Source organism: Enterobacter sichuanensis, from assembly GCF_009036245.1.
Classification (GTDB): Bacteria; Pseudomonadota; Gammaproteobacteria; order Enterobacterales; family Enterobacteriaceae; genus Enterobacter; species Enterobacter sichuanensis.
Genome location: NZ_CP027986.1, coordinates 3,268,496 through 3,286,961, shown reverse-complemented (window position 1 = coordinate 3,286,961; position 18,466 = coordinate 3,268,496). Strand labels below are relative to the sequence as shown.

At 54.0% G+C, this 18,466-nt stretch carries 16 protein-coding genes; 12 read left to right on the top strand and 4 right to left on the bottom strand.

Annotated features, from left to right (window positions below; genetic code table 11):
- Positions 1-13 precede the first annotated feature (13 nt).
- The 4 genes from C1N69_RS15770 to C1N69_RS15755 are packed head-to-tail and all read left to right on the top strand — an operon-like array spanning position 14 to position 3,472.
- Complete coding sequence (locus C1N69_RS15770; protein WP_045285786.1) at positions 14-286, top strand: PTS sugar transporter subunit IIB; 273 nt, start codon at positions 14-16, stop codon at positions 284-286.
- A 21-nt stretch (positions 287-307) separates the two neighbouring features.
- Positions 308-1,699, top strand: a complete 1,392-nt coding sequence (locus tag C1N69_RS15765) for a PTS ascorbate transporter subunit IIC (protein WP_025757173.1) — start codon at positions 308-310, stop codon at positions 1,697-1,699.
- Complete coding sequence (locus C1N69_RS15760) at positions 1,696-2,526, top strand: transketolase (protein ID WP_155031509.1); 831 nt, start codon at positions 1,696-1,698, stop codon at positions 2,524-2,526. The genes C1N69_RS15765 and C1N69_RS15760 overlap by 4 nt, the downstream gene beginning before the upstream one ends.
- On the top strand, positions 2,519-3,472 hold the full coding sequence (locus C1N69_RS15755) for a transketolase family protein (protein ID WP_025757175.1): 954 nt from the start codon (positions 2,519-2,521) through the stop codon (positions 3,470-3,472). The genes C1N69_RS15760 and C1N69_RS15755 overlap by 8 nt, the downstream gene beginning before the upstream one ends.
- 108 nt (positions 3,473-3,580) lie before the next feature.
- On the opposite strand, the gene pta is transcribed toward C1N69_RS15755, so the two are convergent.
- Positions 3,581-5,722, bottom strand: coding sequence for a phosphate acetyltransferase (pta, locus tag C1N69_RS15750; RefSeq protein WP_025757176.1), 2,142 nt, complete (start codon positions 5,720-5,722; stop codon positions 3,581-3,583).
- A 76-nt stretch (positions 5,723-5,798) separates the two neighbouring features.
- A complete protein-coding gene (gene ackA, locus C1N69_RS15745) occupies positions 5,799-7,001 on the bottom strand; it encodes an acetate kinase (RefSeq protein WP_025757177.1) in 1,203 nt (400 codons plus the stop codon).
- Between the two features lie 337 nt (positions 7,002-7,338).
- On the opposite strand from ackA, the gene yfbV reads away from it, so the two are divergent.
- The 4 genes from yfbV (at position 7,339) to C1N69_RS15725 (ending at position 10,959) form a co-directional block, all read left to right on the top strand.
- A complete protein-coding gene (yfbV, locus tag C1N69_RS15740) occupies positions 7,339-7,794 on the top strand; it encodes a terminus macrodomain insulation protein YfbV (protein ID WP_045285783.1) in 456 nt (151 codons plus the stop codon).
- 91 nt (positions 7,795-7,885) lie between these two features.
- Positions 7,886-8,380, top strand: coding sequence for a YfbU family protein (locus C1N69_RS15735; RefSeq protein ID WP_008502874.1), 495 nt, complete (start codon positions 7,886-7,888; stop codon positions 8,378-8,380).
- An 11-nt stretch (positions 8,381-8,391) separates the two neighbouring features.
- On the top strand, positions 8,392-9,051 hold the full coding sequence (locus C1N69_RS15730) for a sugar phosphatase (RefSeq protein ID WP_059385205.1): 660 nt from the start codon (positions 8,392-8,394) through the stop codon (positions 9,049-9,051).
- A 75-nt stretch (positions 9,052-9,126) separates the two neighbouring features.
- Positions 9,127-10,959, top strand: coding sequence for an SLC13 family permease (locus C1N69_RS15725; RefSeq protein ID WP_025757180.1), 1,833 nt, complete (start codon positions 9,127-9,129; stop codon positions 10,957-10,959).
- A 53-nt stretch (positions 10,960-11,012) separates the two neighbouring features.
- On the opposite strand, the gene yfbR is transcribed toward C1N69_RS15725, so the two are convergent.
- Together yfbR and alaA are read right to left on the bottom strand one after the other, a co-directional pair.
- A complete protein-coding gene (gene yfbR / locus C1N69_RS15720; RefSeq protein ID WP_045285782.1) occupies positions 11,013-11,612 on the bottom strand; it encodes a 5'-deoxynucleotidase in 600 nt (199 codons plus the stop codon).
- 109 nt (positions 11,613-11,721) lie between these two features.
- Positions 11,722-12,936, bottom strand: coding sequence for an alanine transaminase AlaA (alaA, locus tag C1N69_RS15715; RefSeq protein WP_003861471.1), 1,215 nt, complete (start codon positions 12,934-12,936; stop codon positions 11,722-11,724).
- A 938-nt stretch (positions 12,937-13,874) separates the two neighbouring features.
- Here alaA and lrhA point away from each other — a divergent pair.
- The 4 genes from lrhA (at position 13,875) to nuoC (ending at position 18,466) form a co-directional block, all read left to right on the top strand.
- Positions 13,875-14,813 carry a transcriptional regulator LrhA gene (lrhA, locus tag C1N69_RS15710; RefSeq protein WP_045286090.1) on the top strand — a complete coding sequence of 313 codons (939 nt, stop codon included), beginning with the start codon at positions 13,875-13,877 and terminating at the stop codon, positions 14,811-14,813.
- A 630-nt stretch (positions 14,814-15,443) separates the two neighbouring features.
- Positions 15,444-15,884, top strand: a complete 441-nt coding sequence (gene nuoA / locus C1N69_RS15705; protein ID WP_014171000.1) for an NADH-quinone oxidoreductase subunit NuoA — start codon at positions 15,444-15,446, stop codon at positions 15,882-15,884.
- 15 nt (positions 15,885-15,899) lie between these two features.
- Positions 15,900-16,574, top strand: a complete 675-nt coding sequence (nuoB, locus tag C1N69_RS15700) for an NADH-quinone oxidoreductase subunit NuoB (protein ID WP_003861482.1) — start codon at positions 15,900-15,902, stop codon at positions 16,572-16,574.
- Positions 16,575-16,663: 89 nt separating this feature from the next.
- Positions 16,664-18,466 (top strand): NADH-quinone oxidoreductase subunit C/D, encoded by a 1,803-nt coding sequence (nuoC, locus tag C1N69_RS15695; protein ID WP_025757183.1) that lies wholly within the window; start codon positions 16,664-16,666, stop codon positions 18,464-18,466.

Genomic DNA, 18,466 nt, shown 5'->3' with positions numbered 1-18,466 from the left:
TAAGGGGACAACAATGAAAATCATGGCTATTTGCGGTTCCGGCCTGGGCAGCAGTTTTATGGTTGAAATGAACATTAAAAAGGTGCTCAAAAAGCTGGAGATTGAGGCTGACGTTGAACACTCCGATCTCTCCTCGGCCACGCCGGGCGCGGCCGATCTGTTCGTGATGGCAAAAGACATTGCGGCCAGCGCCAGCGTGCCGGAAAGCCAGCTGGTGGTGATCAACAACATCATTGATATCAATGAACTGGAAGCGCAACTGCGCAGCTGGTTCGACAAACGTTAAACCTGATAAGGCGAGGTGGATATGTTTATCCTTGAAACGCTGAATTTCGTTGTTGATATATTAAAAGTCCCTTCGGTGCTGGTGGGGTTAATTGCATTAATTGGTCTGGTCGCGCAGAAAAAAGCCTTTTCTGATGTGGTGAAAGGGACCATTAAAACCATTCTTGGCTTTATTGTTTTGGGCGGCGGTGCCACGGTACTGGTTGGGTCGTTAAATCCTTTAGGCGGCATGTTTGAACATGCCTTTAATATCCAGGGAATTATTCCAAATAATGAAGCGATTGTGTCCATTGCGCTTGAGAAATACGGCGCCTCAACCGCGTTGATTATGGCCTTCGGGATGGTGGCAAATATTATCGTCGCCCGCTTTACCCGCCTGAAGTATATCTTCCTGACCGGGCATCACACCTTCTACATGGCGTGCATGATTGGCGTGATCCTGACGGTGGCGGGTTTTGAGGGGGTAGGGCTGGTCTTTACCGGATCGCTGATCCTTGGCCTGATTATGGCCTTCTTCCCGGCCATTGCGCAGCGCTATATGAAGCGTATTACCGGCAACGACGAGATTGCCTTCGGCCACTTCGGCACGCTGGGCTACGTGCTCTCCGGCTGGATTGGCAGCAAGGTGGGTAAAGGCTCGCGCTCAACCGAAGAGATGAACCTGCCGAAAAACCTGAGCTTCCTGCGCGACAGCTCCATTTCTATCTCCCTGACCATGATGATTATCTACCTGATCATGGCGGTGAGCGCCGGACGTGAGTACGTCGAGGCCACCTTCAGCGGCGGTCAGAACTACCTCGTTTACGCCATCATTATGGCGATCACCTTTGCGGCGGGCGTGTTCATCATCCTGCAGGGCGTGCGTCTGATTCTGGCGGAAATCGTCCCGGCCTTCACCGGCTTCTCGGAAAAGCTGGTACCCAATGCGCGTCCAGCTCTGGACTGCCCGGTGGTCTACCCGTATGCGCCAAACGCGGTGCTGATTGGCTTCCTGTTCAGCTTCCTCGGGGGAATTGTCGGGCTGTTCATCTGCGGGCAGTTCAGCTGGGTGCTGATCCTCCCGGGCGTAGTGCCGCACTTCTTCACTGGCGCAACGGCGGGCGTGTTCGGTAACGCCACTGGTGGACGTCGCGGGGCCATGATTGGCGCTTTTGCCAACGGTCTGCTGATCACCTTCCTGCCTGTCCTGCTGCTGCCGGTGCTGGGCGCCATTGGCTTTGCCAACACCACCTTCTCGGACGCGGATTTTGGCGCTGTCGGGATTGTGCTCGGCAACCTGGCGCGCTTCCTGTCACCGCTTGCCATTACCGGGCTGGTTGTGGCGCTGTTCGCGCTGCTGGTGGTGTACAACGTGTTCGCGAAAAACAAACCTGCGGGCGGTAACGCGCAGGAAAACAGCGGAGCCAAATCATGAATGAGAAAGAGATAACTGAACTCGCGCGTCACATTCGTCTTGAGACCCTGAAATCGCTGACGCAGCTGGGGTTTGGCCACTACGGCGGCAGTATGTCGGTGGTTGAAACGCTCGCCGTGCTGTACGGCGCGGTGATGAAGATTGACCCGGCAGATCCGGACTGGCCTGAGCGAGACTATTTTGTCCTGTCGAAAGGCCATGCGGGCCCGGCGCTCTACAGCACGCTGGCGATTAAGGGCTATTTCCCTATTGAGGAGCTGAGCACCCTGAACCAGAACGGTACGCGGCTGCCCAGCCACCCGGACCGGCTGAAAACGCGCGGCGTGGATGCCACGACCGGCTCGCTGGGGCAAGGGATCTCCATCGCCGGAGGCATGGCGCTGTCGCACAAGCTGGCAGGAAGGCCGAACCGGGTCTTTTGCATCGTCGGTGACGGTGAGCTGAACGAGGGGCAGTGTTGGGAAGCCTTCCAGTTTATTGCCCACCATCGCCTGAATAACCTGACGGTGTTCGTCGACTGGAATAAGCAGCAGCTGGATGGCCAACTGGATGACATCATCAGCGCATTCGATCTGGAGGGGAAATTCCGCGCCTTTGGTTTCGACGTGGTGACGGTGAAAGGTGACGATATCCCAGGGCTGCTGGAGGTGACGTCCCGTGTGCCAGCTGCGGATGCGCGCCCGCGGGTGGTGATCCTCGACAGCATTAAGGGGCAGGGGGTGCCATATCTGGAGCAGCTCAGCAACTCGCACCACCTGCGCTTGACCGCAGAGAGCAAAGCGGCCCTCAACGAGACGATTCGCCAACTGGAGGCTTCACATGATTAAGGTTGCACCGCCACGACAGAAAGATGCCGTTGAGATGCGCAAGGTTTACGCGGGCTTTGTGGCAAAACAGATAGAGGCAGGCAGTGAGATTATCGCGCTGGAAGCGGACCTGATGAGCTCGATGGCGATGGACGGCGTAGCGCGCGATTATCCGCAGCACGTGATTAACTGCGGCATTATGGAGGCCAACGTGATTGGCACCGCGGCGGGGCTGGCGCTTACCGGACGTAAGCCGTTTGTTCACACCTTCACCGCGTTTGCCAGCCGTCGCTGCTTCGACCAGCTGTTTATGTCTCTGGACTACCAGCGCAACAACGTGAAGGTGATTGCCTCGGATGCGGGGGTAACTGCCTGTCACAACGGCGGGACCCATATGTCGTTTGAGGACATGGGGATCGTGCGCGGTCTGGCGCATTCGGTGGTGCTGGAGGTGACTGACGCGGTGATGTTTGAAGACGTCCTGCGCCAGCTGATTGACCTGGAAGGGTTCTACTGGGTGCGCACCATCCGTAAGCAGGCGCCGAGCGTTTATGCGCCGGGCTCCACCTTCACCATCGGCAAAGGCAACGTGCTGCGCGAGGGGAGTGATATTACGCTTATCGCCAACGGCATTATGGTGGCGGAAGCGCTTGAGGCGGCGCATCAGCTGGAGCAGGAGGGGGTCAGTGCGGCGGTCATCGACATGTTTACCCTGAAGCCCATCGACCGGATGCTGGTGAAAAACTACGCCGAGAAAACCGGACGGATTGTGACCTGTGAAAACCACAGCATTCACAACGGGCTGGGATCGGCGGTGGCGGAAGTACTGGTGGAAACCTGCCCGGTGCCGATGCGGCGGGTGGGGGTGAAGGAGCGTTACGGTCAGGTGGGGACGCAGGAGTTCCTGCAGAAGGAGTATGGCCTGACGGCACATGACATAGTGTCGGCGGCGCGAGAGCTGCTGTAATAAAAAAGGCGACCCTTTGTGGTCGCCTTTCTTGCCGGATGGCGCTCCGCTTATCCGGCCTACAAAACCGTAGGCCCGGTAAGCGTCAGCGCCACCGGGCTTTTTGGCTTACTGCTGCTGTGAAGACTGGATCGCCGTCAGCGCGATGGTGTAGACGATATCGTCAACCAGTGCGCCACGGGACAGGTCGTTCACAGGTTTGCGCATACCCTGCAGCATCGGCCCGATGGAGATCAGGTCTGCAGAACGCTGTACCGCTTTGTAGGTGGTGTTACCGGTGTTCAGATCCGGGAAGATGAACACGGTAGCGCGACCTGCAACCGGAGAGTTCGGCGCTTTGGATTTCGCAACGTCAGCCATAACGGCGGCATCGTACTGCAGCGGGCCGTCGATCATCAGGTCAGGACGTTTTTCCTGCGCCAGACGGGTCGCTTCACGCACTTTCTCTACGTCGCTACCTGCACCAGAGGTACCGGTGGAGTAAGAGAGCATCGCCACGCGAGGTTCGATACCGAAGGCAATCGCGGAGTCCGCAGACTGGATTGCGATTTCTGCCAGCTGCTCTGCCGTCGGATCCGGGTTGATCGCGCAGTCGCCGTAAACGTAAACCTGTTCCGGCAGCAGCATGAAGAACACGGAAGAGACCAGAGAGCTGCCCGGTGCCGTTTTGATCAGCTGCAGCGGTGGACGAATGGTGTTTGCGGTGGTGTGAACCGCACCGGAAACCAGACCGTCAACTTCATCCTGCTCCAGCATCAGCGTACCCAGCACCACGTTGTCTTCCAGCTGTTCGCGCGCAACGGCTTCGGTCATACCCTTGCTCTTACGCAGCTCAACCAGACGGGCAACGTAGCTTTCACGAACCACTTCCGGGTCAACGATTTCGATGCCAGCGCCCAGCTCAACGCCCTGAGACGCCGCAACGCGGTTGATCTCATCCGGGTTACCCAGCAGCACACAGGTCGCGATGCCGCGCTCTGCACAGATAGCTGCCGCTTTAACAGTACGCGGTTCGTCGCCTTCTGGCAGCACAACGCGTTTGCCCGCTTTACGCGCCAGCTCGGTCAGCTGGTAACGGAATGCAGGAGGAGACAGACGGCGGCTGCGCTCGGAGGTCGCAGTCAGGGATTCGATCCAGTCTGCGTTGATGTAGCCCGCAACGTATTCCTGAACTTTCTCAATACGCTCATGGTCATCAACCGGCACTTCCAGGTTGAAGCTCTGCAGGCTCAGGGAGGTCTGCCAGGTGTTGGTGTTCACCATGAAGACCGGCAGGCCGGTCGCGAACGCGCGCTCGCACAGTTTGCTGACGCGTGGGTCCATCTCGTAAGCGCCGGTCAGCAGAATAGCACCGATTTCCACGCCGTTCATCGCGGCCAGACACGCTGCAACCAGCACGTCAGGACGGTCTGCAGAGGTCACCAGCAGGGAGCCTGCGCGGAAGTGTTCCAGCATGTGCGGAATGCTGCGCGCACAGAAGGTCACGGACTTCACGCGGCGGGTGTTGATGTCGCCTTCGTTAACGATGGTGGCGTTCAGGTGACGCGCCATATCGATTGCACGGGTGGCAATCAGATCGAAGCTCCATGGCACCGCGCCCAGTACTGGCAGCGGGCTGGATTCCTGCAGTTTCGCCGGGTCAACTTTGATGACTTTCGCTTTGGAAGAGTCGTCAAAGATCTCAGACAGGTCAGGACGCGTACGGCCCTGCTCATCCACTGGCGCGTTCAGTTTGTTGACGATCACGCCGGTGATGTTGGTATTTTTCGCACCGCCGAAGCTGCTGCGCGTCAGTTCGATACGCTCGTTCAGCTGCTCTGGGGTATCTGTGCCCTGAGACATCACGAAGACGATCTCTGCGTTCAGGGTTTTCGCGATTTCGAAGTTCAGAGACTGAGCAAACTGGTGTTTGCGGGTTGGAACCAGGCCTTCAACCAGCACCACTTCCGCGTCTTTTGTATTGGCGTGGTAGTTGGCGATGATCTCTTCCATCAGCACGTCTTTCTGGTTGCTGGACAGCAGAGATTCAACGTGGTTCATCTTCAGCGGTTCAGCCGCTGGCAGATTGGAGTTCTTGCGAACAATGGTGGTGGTCTGGTCTGGCGCATCGCCACCGGCACGTGGCTGGGCGATTGGCTTAAAGACGCTCAGACGAACGCCTTTGCGTTCCATAGCACGGATCACGCCAAGGCTGACGCTGGTCAGGCCGACGCTGGTTCCGGTAGGGATCAGCATAATAGTACGGGACACGGTTTATCCTCTTTCGTTACCGCCTGAATGTGGCGGGTTACAAAACAGCACCGCCAGCATTGCTGGCGGTGTGGAATCAGGCAGTCAGGCGGTGCGCGTCTTGCGCGATGACCAGTTCTTCGTTAGTTGGGATAACGAGAGCAGGGCGGGTGCCTTCTTTGTTGATGAAGCCAGACTTGCCGAAGCGGGCAGCCAGGTTACGCTCGTGATCAACGTCGAAGCCCAGAACGCCCAGTTTGCCCAGGGACAGTTCACGCACCATTGCCGCGTTCTCACCGATACCACCGGTGAAGACTACCGCGTCCAGACGACCGTCCATCAGCGCAGTGTAAGAGCCGATGTATTTCGCCAGACGGTGGCAGTAAACGTCCATTGCACGTTTAGCGTCTTCTTTCTCTGCGTAGTTGTCTTCAACGTAACGGCAGTCGCTGGTGACTTCGGTCAGACCCAGCAGGCCAGACTCTTTAGTCAGCATTTTGTTGATCTGATCAACGCTCATGCCCAGGGTGTCGTGCAGGTGGAAGATGATCGCCGGGTCGATGTCACCGGAACGGGTACCCATCACCAGACCTTCCAGCGGGGTCAGACCCATGGAGGTATCTACACATTTACCGTTGCGGATAGCAGAAACAGAACCACCGTTGCCCAGGTGGCAGGTGATGATGTTCAGTTCTTCAACCGGCTTGTTCAGTACTTTTGCGGCTTCCTGAGTCACATAGAAGTGGCTGGTGCCGTGTGCGCCATAACGACGTACGCCGTGTTCTTTGTACAGGCTGTAAGGCAGGGCATAGAGGTAAGACTCTTCCGGCATGGTCTGATGGAACGCAGTGTCGAAGACGGCCACGTTTTTGTCTTTCAGATTCGGGAAGGATTTCAGCGCTTCAGCGATACCGATCAGGTGCGCCGGGTTGTGCAGCGGTGCAAAAGAGGCAGAGTCTTTGATGCCCTGAATAACAGATTCGTCGATCACGACGGAGCTGGTGTATTTTTCGCCGCCGTGGACGATACGGTGACCAATCGCAGTCAGCTGAGCAGACAGTTCTGGTTTTTGTGCCAGAATAGTGTTAACGATAAAGTTCAGCGCTTCACTGTGAGCGGCGCCTGCACCTAAAGCCGCTTCTTGTTTGCTGCCGTCCATCTTCCACTTGATACGTGCTTCAGGCAGATGGAAACATTCGGCCAAACCAGAGAGGTATTCGTCACCGTTGAGCGCATCGATGATGGCGAATTTCAGTGAGGAGCTACCGCAGTTCAGAACCAGTACTAACTTACTCGACATGGAAGTACCTATTATTGATACGTGGCTAAAAAAACGTCAGTGAGTCTAACAGCGTAACGCATGATGACTCAGACATTTATGATTAACATCATGCCAAACGAACATTGTGGCATGATGGAAGAAATAACTATGATTTTATGCCATTTTGCACAATTTTCAGCCAATGGCATAATGTGCAATAATTTGACGAGTTAATGATTCTCGTCTATGGCCCTATCAGGCTGGCACAGGATACCCGATACGGGGTAGAGATGACAAAATATTTTGAACGTTGTCATAGCTTGTTGTGGTTTTGCACGAAAATTTTAATTTTTATATGTGAAGTTGAGGTACAGCCATGTCGACACCAGAGAACCCGTCCGTAAATTTCTTCAGTCTGTTTCGTCGGGGACAGCATTACGCAAAGACGTGGCCAATGGAAAAGCGCCTTGCGCCCATGTTCATTGAGAATCGCACCATCCGCGCCACGCGCCATGCGATTCGCTTTATGCCACCCGTCGCTGTTTTTACGCTGTGCTGGCAGATTGCGCTGGGTGGACAGCTTGGTCCTGCTGTCGCAACGGCGCTCTTCGCGCTAAGCCTGCCAATGCAGGGCCTGTGGTGGTTAGGAAAACGTTCTGTCACCCCACTGCCACCTTCTATTTTACACTGGTTTTATGAAGTCCGCGGAAAACTGGAGGAGGCCGGGCAGGCGCTCGCCCCGGTGGAAGGCAAGCCGGATTACCAGGCGCTGGCGGACACGTTAAAGCGCGCTTTTAAGCAGTTGGATAAAACATTCCTCGATGACTTGTGATTGATCATCGAAACGACGATGAAAAGAAGGCACAGTAACAATCCGTTACCGTGTCTTTTTTTTAAGTGCAATGCGCTACAGGAGTCGAAAGATGGAAATGACCCATGCTCAACGTCTGATTTTGTCTAACCAGTACAAGATGATGACTATGCTTGATCCCGATAACGCTGCGCGCTACAGCCGCCTGCAGACCATTGTCGAACGCGGCTTTGGTTTGCAGATGCGTGAACTCGACCGCGAATTTGGCGAGCTGAAAGAAGAAACCTGTCGCATCGTGATCGACATTATGGAGATGTATCACGCCCTGCACGTCTCCTGGACGAATCTCAAAGATCAGCAGTCCATTGACGAGCGCCGCGTGACCTTCTTAGGCTTTGATGCGGCAACGGAAGCGCGTTATCTGAGCTATGTGCGCTTTATGGTGAATACCGAAGGGCGTTATACCCACTTTGACGCGGGCACCCACGGTTTCAACGCGCAGACCCCAATGTGGGATAAATACCAGCGTATGCTGAGCGCGTGGCACGCCTGCCCGCGTCAGTACCATTTAAGCAGCAACGAAATTCAACAAATTATTAATGCCTGACGGAGGTGCGTGTGCAGTGTAGAGGTTTTCTGTTTGATCTGGACGGTACGCTGGTGGATTCGCTGCCGGTTGTGGAGCGTTCATGGTGCCATTGGGCTGACAGACATGGCATCGACCATCAGGAGGTGCTGAATTTTATCCATGGCAAACAGGCCATTACCTCGTTACGGCACTTTCTGGCCGGACGCTCTGAGGACGATATTCAGGCGGAGTTCAAATACCTGGAACACATTGAAGCCACGGACACGGACGGTATCACCGCTTTACCGGGCGCGCGCGAACTGCTTGAGCATCTGAACGAAGCGCAGATCCCGTGGGCTATCGTCACCTCCGGCTCCATTCCCGTCGCCCACGCCCGTCATAAGGCGGCAGGTTTACCGAAGCCGGAGGTGTTTATCACTGCGGAGCGCGTCAAGCGCGGTAAACCCGAACCCGACGCCTTTTTGCTGGGGGCTGAACTGCTTGGCCTCGCTCCCGCAGAGTGTGTGGTGGTAGAAGATGCGGCGGCTGGCGTACTGGCCGGGCTGAACGCCGGAAGCCACGTTATTGCGGTGAACGTTCCTGCGGGGTCCCCCCGCCTGGAGGAGGCTGACCTGGTGCTGGATTCTCTCACTGCACTGGCTGTGTCAAAAGCACCTGACGGTGTTGTAACCGTCTCGCTAAAAATGTAACCCCATGATATAGCCCCACGCTGATGGGGCTTTTTTATGGCAAAATTTCTCATCTCCCACTGACAAGGACATGTTGTGAACGGTGAACTGATCTGGGTCCTGAGCCTGCTTTTAATCGCCATTATCCTTTTTGCCACGGGCAAGGTACGCATGGATGCCGTCGCCTTGTTTGTCATCGTCGCCTTTGTGCTGAGCGGAACGCTCACGCTGCCGGAAGCCTTCTCCGGGTTCAGCGATCCCAACGTTATTCTGATTGCCGCCCTGTTTATTATCGGTGATGGCCTCGTGCGCACCGGCGTGGCAACGATTATGGGCGCGTGGCTGGTGAAGGTGGCTGGCAACAGCGAAACGAAAATGCTGGTCTATCTGATGCTGACGGTCGCCGGGCTGGGGGCGTTTATGAGTTCAACGGGGGTGGTCGCTATCTTTATCCCGGTGGTGCTGAGCGTCTCCATGCGGATGCAGAGCTCGCCGTCGCGCCTGATGATGCCCCTGAGTTTTGCCGGTTTGATCAGCGGCATGATGACGCTGGTGGCCACGCCGCCGAACCTGGTCGTCAACAGTGAGCTGATCCGGGAAGGCTTTCAGGGCTTCAGTTTTTTCAGCGTGACTCCGCTTGGACTGGTCGTTCTGGTGATGGGCGTGGTCTACATGCTGCTGACCCGTTTTGCCCTGAAAGGCGAAAAACAGGACAAAAGCAAAGAAGGGTGGAAACGACGCACCTTCCGCGATCTGATTAAAGAATACCGCCTCACCGGGCGGGCGCGCCGCCTGGCCATTCGCCCCGGTTCGCCAATGGTGGGCCAGCGGCTTGACGATCTGAAACTGCGTGAGCGCTACGGCGCGAATGTGATTGGTGTTGAGCGCTGGCGTCGTTTTCGCCGGGTCATCGTCAACGTCAACGGGGTGTCGGAATTCCGCGCGCGGGATGTCCTGCTGATTGATATGTCCACTGCGGAGGTGGATCTGCGTGAGTTTTGTAGTGAACAGCTGCTGGAACCGATGGTGCTACGCGGGGAGTATTTCTCAGACCAGGCGCTGGATGTTGGCATGGCCGAAGTGTCGCTGATCCCGGAATCGGAACTGTTGGGTAAAACCGTGCGGGAAATGGGGTTCCGTACCCGTTATGGTCTGAATGTCGTGGGGCTGAAGCGTGATGGCGTGGCGATGGAAGGGGCGGTGGTGGATGAGCCGATCCTGCTGGGTGATATCTTTCTCGTCGTCGGTAACTGGAAGCTGATAAGTCAGCTCGGGCAAAAGGGCCGCGATTTTGTGGTGCTCAACATGCCTGTTGAAGAGAGCGATGCCTCACCGGCGCACAGCCAGGCGCCACATGCGATTTTTTGCCTGGTATTGATGGTGGCGTTGATGCTGACCGACGAGATCCCCAATCCGGTCGCGGCCATTATTGCCTGTCTGTTAATGGGCAAGTTTCGCTGTATTGATGCCGAGAGCGCCTATAAGGCGATTCACTGGCCAAGCATCATTCTGATTGTGGGGATGATGCCGTTCGCCCTTGCTCTGCAAAAAACCGGCGGTGTGGATTTAGTCGTCAAAGGTCTGATGGACGTTGGCGGCGGATACGGGCCGTACATGATGCTGGTATGCCTGTTTATCATGTGCGCCACGATCGGACTGTTTATCTCCAATACCGCTACGGCGGTGCTGATGGCGCCCATCGCGCTGGCGATGGCGAAATCCATGGGCGTGTCACCGTATCCGTTTGCGATGATGGTGGCGATGGCCGCTTCCGCGGCATTTATGACGCCGGTGTCGTCACCGGTGAACACGCTGGTTCTGGGGCCGGGGAACTACCGGTTCAGCGATTTTGTGAAGCTGGGCGTGCCGTTCACCGTGCTGGTGATGCTGGTATGCGTGGTGTTGATACCGGTTTTATTCCCGTTTTAGCATGAGCGCAGAAACGTAGGCCGGGTAAGGCGAAGCCGCCACCCGGCGAAAAATTACAACGGAGAATCCTGGCTAATCTCGTCCAACGATAAATGGAAGCTCGGTACAAACACCTGCATAAAGTAATCCATCTCTTCGCTGCGGCGGGATTCAAGCGTTTTTTCCAGACGCGTTTTTGCCAGTAAAAATTCGTTATTCCCTGCGGATAACTCTTCGAGACACTTCAGATAGGCACATAGCGCGTCGGCCTGTTTTACCAGCGACTTCTCTTCCTCTGTGTACTGCTGTTCATCAATAAGCGGCTCAAAGATATCGCGTAACTCGTCCGGCACCATGTCAATCAGCTTCTGCTGGGCAATTTTCTCGATGGCCTTATATTCCTGCGCAATCTGCGAGTTGAAATATTTCACCGGCGTCGGCAGATCTCCGGTTAACACCTCTGACGCATCGTGATACATCGCCAGCAGGGCAATGCGCTCAGCATTAACCTGACCGTTGAATTTGCGGTTTTTAATGGCGGCCAGCGCGTGAGCGACCATCGCCACCTGAAGGCTGTGCTCTGACACATTCTCAGTGCGGACATTGCGCATCAGCGGCCAGCGGTTGATGAGTTTCAGGCGGGAGAGATGGGCAAAGAAATGACTCTGACTCATAGGTTACCTTTTGTCTTCACTGCGACAGGACTTCATTGTGCGGGGTGGGGAGGGAAGATGCAAATTTGCAGGCCGGGTAAGCGCTGCGCCACCCGGCAGAAAGAGAGTGCTACTGATGATAACCGGAGAGGAAACGCCCGAAGCGGCTAATGGCCATTTCAAGGTCATCTTCGCGCGGCAGCGTGACGATACGTACGTGGTCCGGCCATGGCCAGTTAAATGCCGTGCCCTGAACCAGCAGCACTTTTTCCTGAAGCAGGAAGTCGAGCACCATTTTCTGATCGTCGTGAATGTTGAAGCGCTTCGCGTCGATTTTCGGGAACATATACAGCGCCCCATTTGGCTTCACGCAGGAGACGCCCGGAATATCGTTGATCAGCTCCCACGCGCGGTTACGCTGTTCGTAAAGACGACCACCGGGAACGATAAATTCGCTAATGCTCTGATAGCCGCCGAGCGCCGTCTGGATTGCGTGTTGGGCCGGAACGTTGGCACATAAACGCATGGAAGCCAGCATCTCCAGCCCTTCAATATAGCCTTTGGCGTGTTTTTTCGGACCGTTTAATACCATCCAGCCCTGACGGAAACCGGCCACACGGTAGGTTTTAGACAGGCCGTTAAAGGTCACGGTCAGCAGATCCGGAGCCAGCGCGGCGATGGAGTGGTGCTGCGCTGCATCGTAGAGGATCTTGTCGTAAATCTCGTCCGCGAAGATGATCAGGTTGTGCTGACGAGCGATCTCCACGATCTCCATCAGCAGTTCTTTTGAATAAACCGCGCCCGTTGGGTTGTTCGGGTTAATGATCACGATGCCGCGCGTACGTGGGGTGATCTTCGCGCGAATATCGTCGAGATCCGGGAACCAGTCAGAAGATTCATCACACAGATAGTGTACCGCTTTGCCGCTGGAGAGTGACACGGCCGCCGTCCACAGCGGGTAGTCCGGGGCGGGAACCAGCATTTCGTCACCGCTGTTCAGCAGCGCCTGCATCGCCTGCACAATCAGTTCGGAGACGCCGTTGCCGATATAGATATCTTCAACGGTAACATCACGCATACCGCGTGCCTGGTAGTGCTGCATGATGGCTTTACGTGCGGAGTACAGTCCTTTTGAATCACAATAGCCTTGAGCAGTAGGAAGGTTGCGGATCACATCAACCAGAATTTCATCCGGCGCTTCAAAACCAAATGGCGCAGGGTTACCAATGTTGAGTTTCAGAACCTTATTGCCTTCTTCTTCAAGGCGTTTCGCCTCTTTCAGAACCGGGCCGCGGATGTCATAACAGACGTTATCTAGCTTGCTGGATTTTTCGATAGGGGACATGAACCTTTAACCTTTTCGCTATTATTGCCGCTCCCTGCCGTGGAAGTCAGCACGGAATAATGTACTCCCCCCTCGCTTCGTTTTGAAGGGTGTGCAGGAGAAGATTTTGTACCGACAGCAAATTATTGGTAAATCTTTTACGCTGCAGGTGCCCCTTTTGCTGCCGTAAAGTTGCATGCATGGCAAAAGATTAGGTTTATTCTGCTATTCATTTGCTGAATTACTGTATATTGTGCTGGTGAAAAATATGTGGTGAGCCAGATGAGGGGGCAATCACCCTGCGTGACTTTTCGTAAAATCTGAATGTTAGCGTCGTCTTGCTTTAATAGCGCAGTATGGTTAAAAGTTACTCATGTGAAATTAATGTTAAGTGGCATTAATGGATGCTCTTAATCAAAATTAAAATTTATTTATTATTAACCTATAAAATGCAACTTTAGTTAATTTTAATAAAATTTGTTTAGATGCTTAACAGTCTTCTTTAATCCTCAATATTGCAATAAGACTTATAAATAAAATGGATTTGGGTTAAGATGTCTTTCAGGAAAGCAGATGCCAGAGACATGTTTTTTGTCTGTCTGGAACTGTTATTCCTGTTTAATTGATTGTTATTGTTGGAGTTATCTCTGGCGGGAAGGGTTTAAAGATCTCCTGCTACGTTGACAGCGCTGCGATAAAGATGGCAGAAAAGGTGTTACACCTTTAATGTAATTTACATAATCCTGCGAACATCTAAATATCCTGAACGTTTAAGAGAATAAAAATAACGTCATGAAACGTGCTTTCTGACTGTTGATATTAAGCAGCACAATAACTATCTGTCAGGCAGTCTGCCGGGCCGGGATGCGAGGGAAAACCTTCAGAGGGAATTGCTTAACTGTTACACACACAGCTTCAACCCGGGCAGCTCCGCACGAGCAACCTGAAAGTGAATAGATATGATAAATGCAAATCGTCCGATAATGAATCTCGACCTCGATCTGCTGAGAACGTTTGTTGCGGTCGCCGATCTCAACACTTTTGCAGCTGCTGCTGCCGCCGTTTGCCGAACCCAGTCTGCCGTGAGTCAGCAAATGCAGCGGCTGGAGCAACTGGTTGGTAAAGAGCTTTTTGCCCGTCATGGGCGCAATAAGCTCTTAACGGAACACGGTATTCAGCTACTGGGTTATGCCAGGAAAATTCTTCGCTTTAATGATGAAGCATGTATGTCATTAATGTTTAGCAACCTTCAAGGCGTGCTAACGTTAGGCGCATCTGATGAGTCAGCGGACACCATATTGCCGTTTCTTCTCAATCGCATTAGTTCGGTTTATCCGAAGCTTGCGCTGGATGTCAGCGTGAAACGTAATGCCTTTATGGTTGAGATGTTAAAGGAAAATAAAGTCGACCTGGTGGTGACGACGCACCGTCCCGGGCAGTTTGATTGCCTGACGTTGCGTACATCCCCAACGCACTGGTATTGCGCAGCCGAATACGTGCTGCAAAAAGGGGAGCCGGTGCCACTGGTGCTCCTGGATGACCCGAGCCCGTTCCGCGATATGGTGCTGACAGCGCTGAATGAAGCCAACATCCCGTGGCGCCTGGCATATGTGGCATCCACGTTACCCGCGGTTCGTGCTGCAGTGAAAGCCGGGCTTGGCGTAACGGCGCGCCCGGTGGAGATGATGAGCCCGGATCTGCGCGTGCTGGGTAAATCTGATGGACTTCCCGTGCTGCCTGATACGGAGTATCTGCTCTGCCACAACGCGTCCAGTCATAATGAACTGGCAAGCGTGGTGTTCGAGGCGATGGAAAACTACCATAACCCATGGCAGTTCGAGCGCATTACCTCCGAAGGAGGGGATGATTCTCTGATTGTTGAAGGGGACTTTGAGTGATCGCTGGCTCAAAATTCTGGTAACAAAATGTAAGTGTAAAAAAAAGCCACTCGTGTGAATTTTGCATGCAGTGGCTTTTTTTTCGCAATAATACCCGCTTCGGAAGCGCGGGTTTTAAAAATTCATATTACATATCAATAATATAAATCATTTTGCTCAAAACTTATCCATTTTCTGTTCTCACTTCATCCTTATGTCACCTATGTTAATAAAACAGGAAAGATGTTGCCGTTTTCCAGGTTGAATTAACAAAAGCGTGTCTCAGATCAAGAAAATACTCCTATTTGGGGGGAGGAATCGTTGGCAAATCCTGTCAAAATAGGAGGGTTATTTTTTTTACTTCCGAAACGGACACGATTCAACAACATACATTTGACGGAAAGTCATGTACCCACCAGGGTTAAAGGGCACCAAATGTTAATGAGAATCGCTCGATGTAATTTAATGTGAAGAAACCTTTGTTAAAGTTGACAATAGGTTATAGAAAGGAGTAAAAAACCCCATCATTTTGCTGTCTACGTCTCATTTCTGACAGTTAGTGTAAGGTTATTTGTTCCTCCCCATGAATCGATGTGATACCCATCTGCCAGCAAGAGCAGTGTCGTTGGTATCACTTTTGATGAGTAAGCAATGAGTATGTCAACATCCACAGAAGTCATCGCTCATCACTGGGCATTCGCAATCTTTCTTATTGTAGCCATTGGCCTGTGCTGCCTGATGTTAGTCGGCGGCTGGTTCCTGGGCGGTCGCGCCCGCGCAAGGCACAAAAACACACCTTTCGAATCAGGTATTGATTCGGTCGGTTCCGCTCGCTTACGCCTGTCTGCCAAGTTCTATCTGGTAGCCATGTTCTTCGTCATCTTCGACGTGGAAGCGCTTTACCTTTTCGCATGGTCAACCTCCATCCGCGAAAGTGGTTGGGTGGGCTTTGTCGAGGCCGCAATTTTCATTTTAGTGCTACTGGCCGGTCTGGTTTATCTGGTGCGTATTGGCGCGCTTGACTGGACGCCTGCGCGTTCACGTCGTGAACATATCAACCCGGAAAACAGTATCTCTAATCGTCAGCAGTAACAGCGAGGCAATAAGATGGATTATACGCTCACCCGCATAGATCCTAACGGTGAGAATGACCGTTACCCCCTGCAAAAACAGGAGATCGTAACCGACCCCCTGGAGCAAGAAGTCAATAAAAGCGTGTACATGGGCAAACTCGAGCATGCCATGCACGATATGGTCAACTGGGGTCGTAAGAACTCCATCTGGCCTTACAACTTTGGCCTTTCTTGCTGCTACGTTGAAATGGTGACGTCATTCACTGCGGTGCATGACGTTGCGCGTTTTGGGGCAGAGGTACTGCGTGCTTCCCCACGTCAGGCTGACCTGATGGTGGTCGCCGGTACCTGCTTTACCAAGATGGCACCTGTTATTCAGCGTCTTTATGACCAGATGCTGGAGCCAAAATGGGTTATCTCCATGGGCGCATGTGCAAACTCTGGCGGTATGTACGACATCTATTCCGTCGTGCAGGGCGTAGATAAGTTTATCCCAGTGGATGTCTACATCCCGGGTTGTCCGCCACGTCCGGAAGCTTACATGCAGGCGCTGATGCTGCTGCAGGAGTCTATCGGTAAAGAACGTCGCCCACTGTCGTGGGTTGTTGGCGATCAGGGTGTGTATCGCGCGAACATGCAGTCTGAGCGCGAGCGTAAACGTGGTGAACGTATTGCCGTCACCAATCTGCGTACGCCTGACGAAATTTAATTTGCGCCTGTAGGCCTGGAGAACACCTTCGCATATCACTACTCAAATAGCGCGAAGCCAGGCTCAACAGTCACCACGGACCATTTGCAATGGTGAACAATATGACCGACTTAACCGCGCAAGAAGCCGCCTGGCAGACACGGGATCATCTGGATGACCCAGTCATTGGCGAACTGCGCAACCGTTTTGGGCCGGATGCCTTTACTGTTCAGGCTACCCGCACCGGGGTACCCGTTGTTTGGGTGAAGCGTGAGCAATTGCTGGAAGTTGTCGATTTCCTCAAGAAATTGCCAAAACCGTACGTCATGCTGTTTGACTTACACGGCATGGATGAACGTCTGCGTACCCACCGCCAGGGTCTCCCTGCTGCGGATTTTTCCGTTTTCTACCACCTGATCTCAATAGACCGTAATACGGATATCATGCTCAAGGTGGCATTGTCTGAAAACGACATGCATCTGCCGACGCTCACCAAACTTTTCCCGAACGCCAACTGGTATGAGCGTGAAACCTGGGAAATGTTCGGCATGACCTTTGACGGCCACCCGCATCTGACGCGCATCATGATGCCGCAGACCTGGACCGGCCACCCGCTGCGTAAAGACTACCCGGCACGTGCTACTGAATTCGACCCGTTTGAGCTGACCAAAGCCAAGCAGGATCTGGAGATGGAAGCCCTGACCTTCAAGCCAGAAGACTGGGGCATGAAGCGCGGTACCGACAACGAGGACTTCATGTTCCTCAACCTCGGTCCGAACCACCCGTCTGCGCACGGTGCCTTCCGTATCATTCTTCAGCTTGATGGCGAAGAGATTGTCGACTGTGTTCCTGACATTGGCTACCACCACCGTGGTGCTGAGAAGATGGGCGAGCGTCAATCCTGGCACAGCTACATTCCGTATACCGACCGTATCGAGTACCTCGGCGGCTGCGTAAACGAGATGCCATACGTGCTGGCCGTTGAGAAACTGGCAGGTATTACTGTTCCGGATCGCGTTAACGTCATCCGCGTGATGCTGTCAGAACTGTTCCGCATTAACAGCCACCTGCTGTATATCTCCACCTTCATTCAGGACGTCGGCGCGATGACCCCGGTCTTCTTCGCCTTTACCGACCGTCAGAAAATCTACGATCTGGTGGAAGCGATTACCGGTTTCCGTATGCACCCTGCCTGGTTCCGTATCGGCGGTGTGGCACACGATCTGCCGCGTGGTTGGGATCGACTGCTGCGTGAGTTCCTCGACTGGATGCCAAAACGTCTGGCCTCCTATGAGAAAGCCGCGCTGCGTAACACCATCCTGAAAGGGCGTTCCCAGGGCGTTGCGGCCTACGGCGCGAAAGAAGCGCTGGAGTGGGGGACAACGGGTGCAGGTCTGCGTGCGACCGGTATTAATTTCGACGTGCGTAAAGCGCGTCCTTACTCTGGCTACGAGAACTTCGACTTTGAAGTCCCGGTGGGCGGCGGTGTTTCCGACTGCTACACCCGCGTGATGCTGAAAGTGGAAGAGCTGCGTCAGAGTCTGCGCATCCTTGAGCAGTGCCTCAACAACATGCCGGAAGGCCCGTTCAAAGCGGATCACCCGCTGACCACGCCGCCACCGAAAGAGCGCACGCTGCAACATATCGAAACCCTGATCACCCACTTCCTGCAGGTTTCCTGGGGTCCGGTCATGCCGGCGCAAGAATCCTTCCAGATGATTGAAGCGACCAAGGGTATTAACAGTTACTACCTGACCAGCGACGGCAGCACCATGAGCTACCGTACCCGTGTGCGTACACCAAGCTTCGCGCACCTGCAGCAGATCCCGTCCGCCATTCGCGGCAGTCTGGTCTCCGACCTGATTGTGTATCTGGGTAGTATCGATTTTGTTATGTCAGATGTGGACCGCTAA

Coding starts and splice junctions, on each gene's coding strand:
- C1N69_RS15765 (WP_025757173.1), top strand. CDS start 308: ATGTTTATCCTTGAAACGCTGAATTTCGTTGTTGATATATTAAAAGTC.
- yfbR (WP_045285782.1), bottom strand. CDS start 11,612: ATGAGTCAGAGTCATTTCTTTGCCCATCTCTCCCGCCTGAAACTCATC.
- nuoA (WP_014171000.1), top strand. CDS start 15,444: ATGAGTATGTCAACATCCACAGAAGTCATCGCTCATCACTGGGCATTC.
- yfbV (WP_045285783.1), top strand. CDS start 7,339: ATGTCGACACCAGAGAACCCGTCCGTAAATTTCTTCAGTCTGTTTCGT.
- lrhA (WP_045286090.1), top strand. CDS start 13,875: ATGATAAATGCAAATCGTCCGATAATGAATCTCGACCTCGATCTGCTG.
- ackA (WP_025757177.1), bottom strand. CDS start 7,001: ATGTCGAGTAAGTTAGTACTGGTTCTGAACTGCGGTAGCTCCTCACTG.
- nuoC (WP_025757183.1), top strand. CDS start 16,664: ATGGTGAACAATATGACCGACTTAACCGCGCAAGAAGCCGCCTGGCAG.
- C1N69_RS15760 (WP_155031509.1), top strand. CDS start 1,696: ATGAATGAGAAAGAGATAACTGAACTCGCGCGTCACATTCGTCTTGAG.
- nuoB (WP_003861482.1), top strand. CDS start 15,900: ATGGATTATACGCTCACCCGCATAGATCCTAACGGTGAGAATGACCGT.
- alaA (WP_003861471.1), bottom strand. CDS start 12,936: ATGTCCCCTATCGAAAAATCCAGCAAGCTAGATAACGTCTGTTATGAC.
- C1N69_RS15755 (WP_025757175.1), top strand. CDS start 2,519: ATGATTAAGGTTGCACCGCCACGACAGAAAGATGCCGTTGAGATGCGC.
- C1N69_RS15770 (WP_045285786.1), top strand. CDS start 14: ATGAAAATCATGGCTATTTGCGGTTCCGGCCTGGGCAGCAGTTTTATG.
- C1N69_RS15735 (WP_008502874.1), top strand. CDS start 7,886: ATGGAAATGACCCATGCTCAACGTCTGATTTTGTCTAACCAGTACAAG.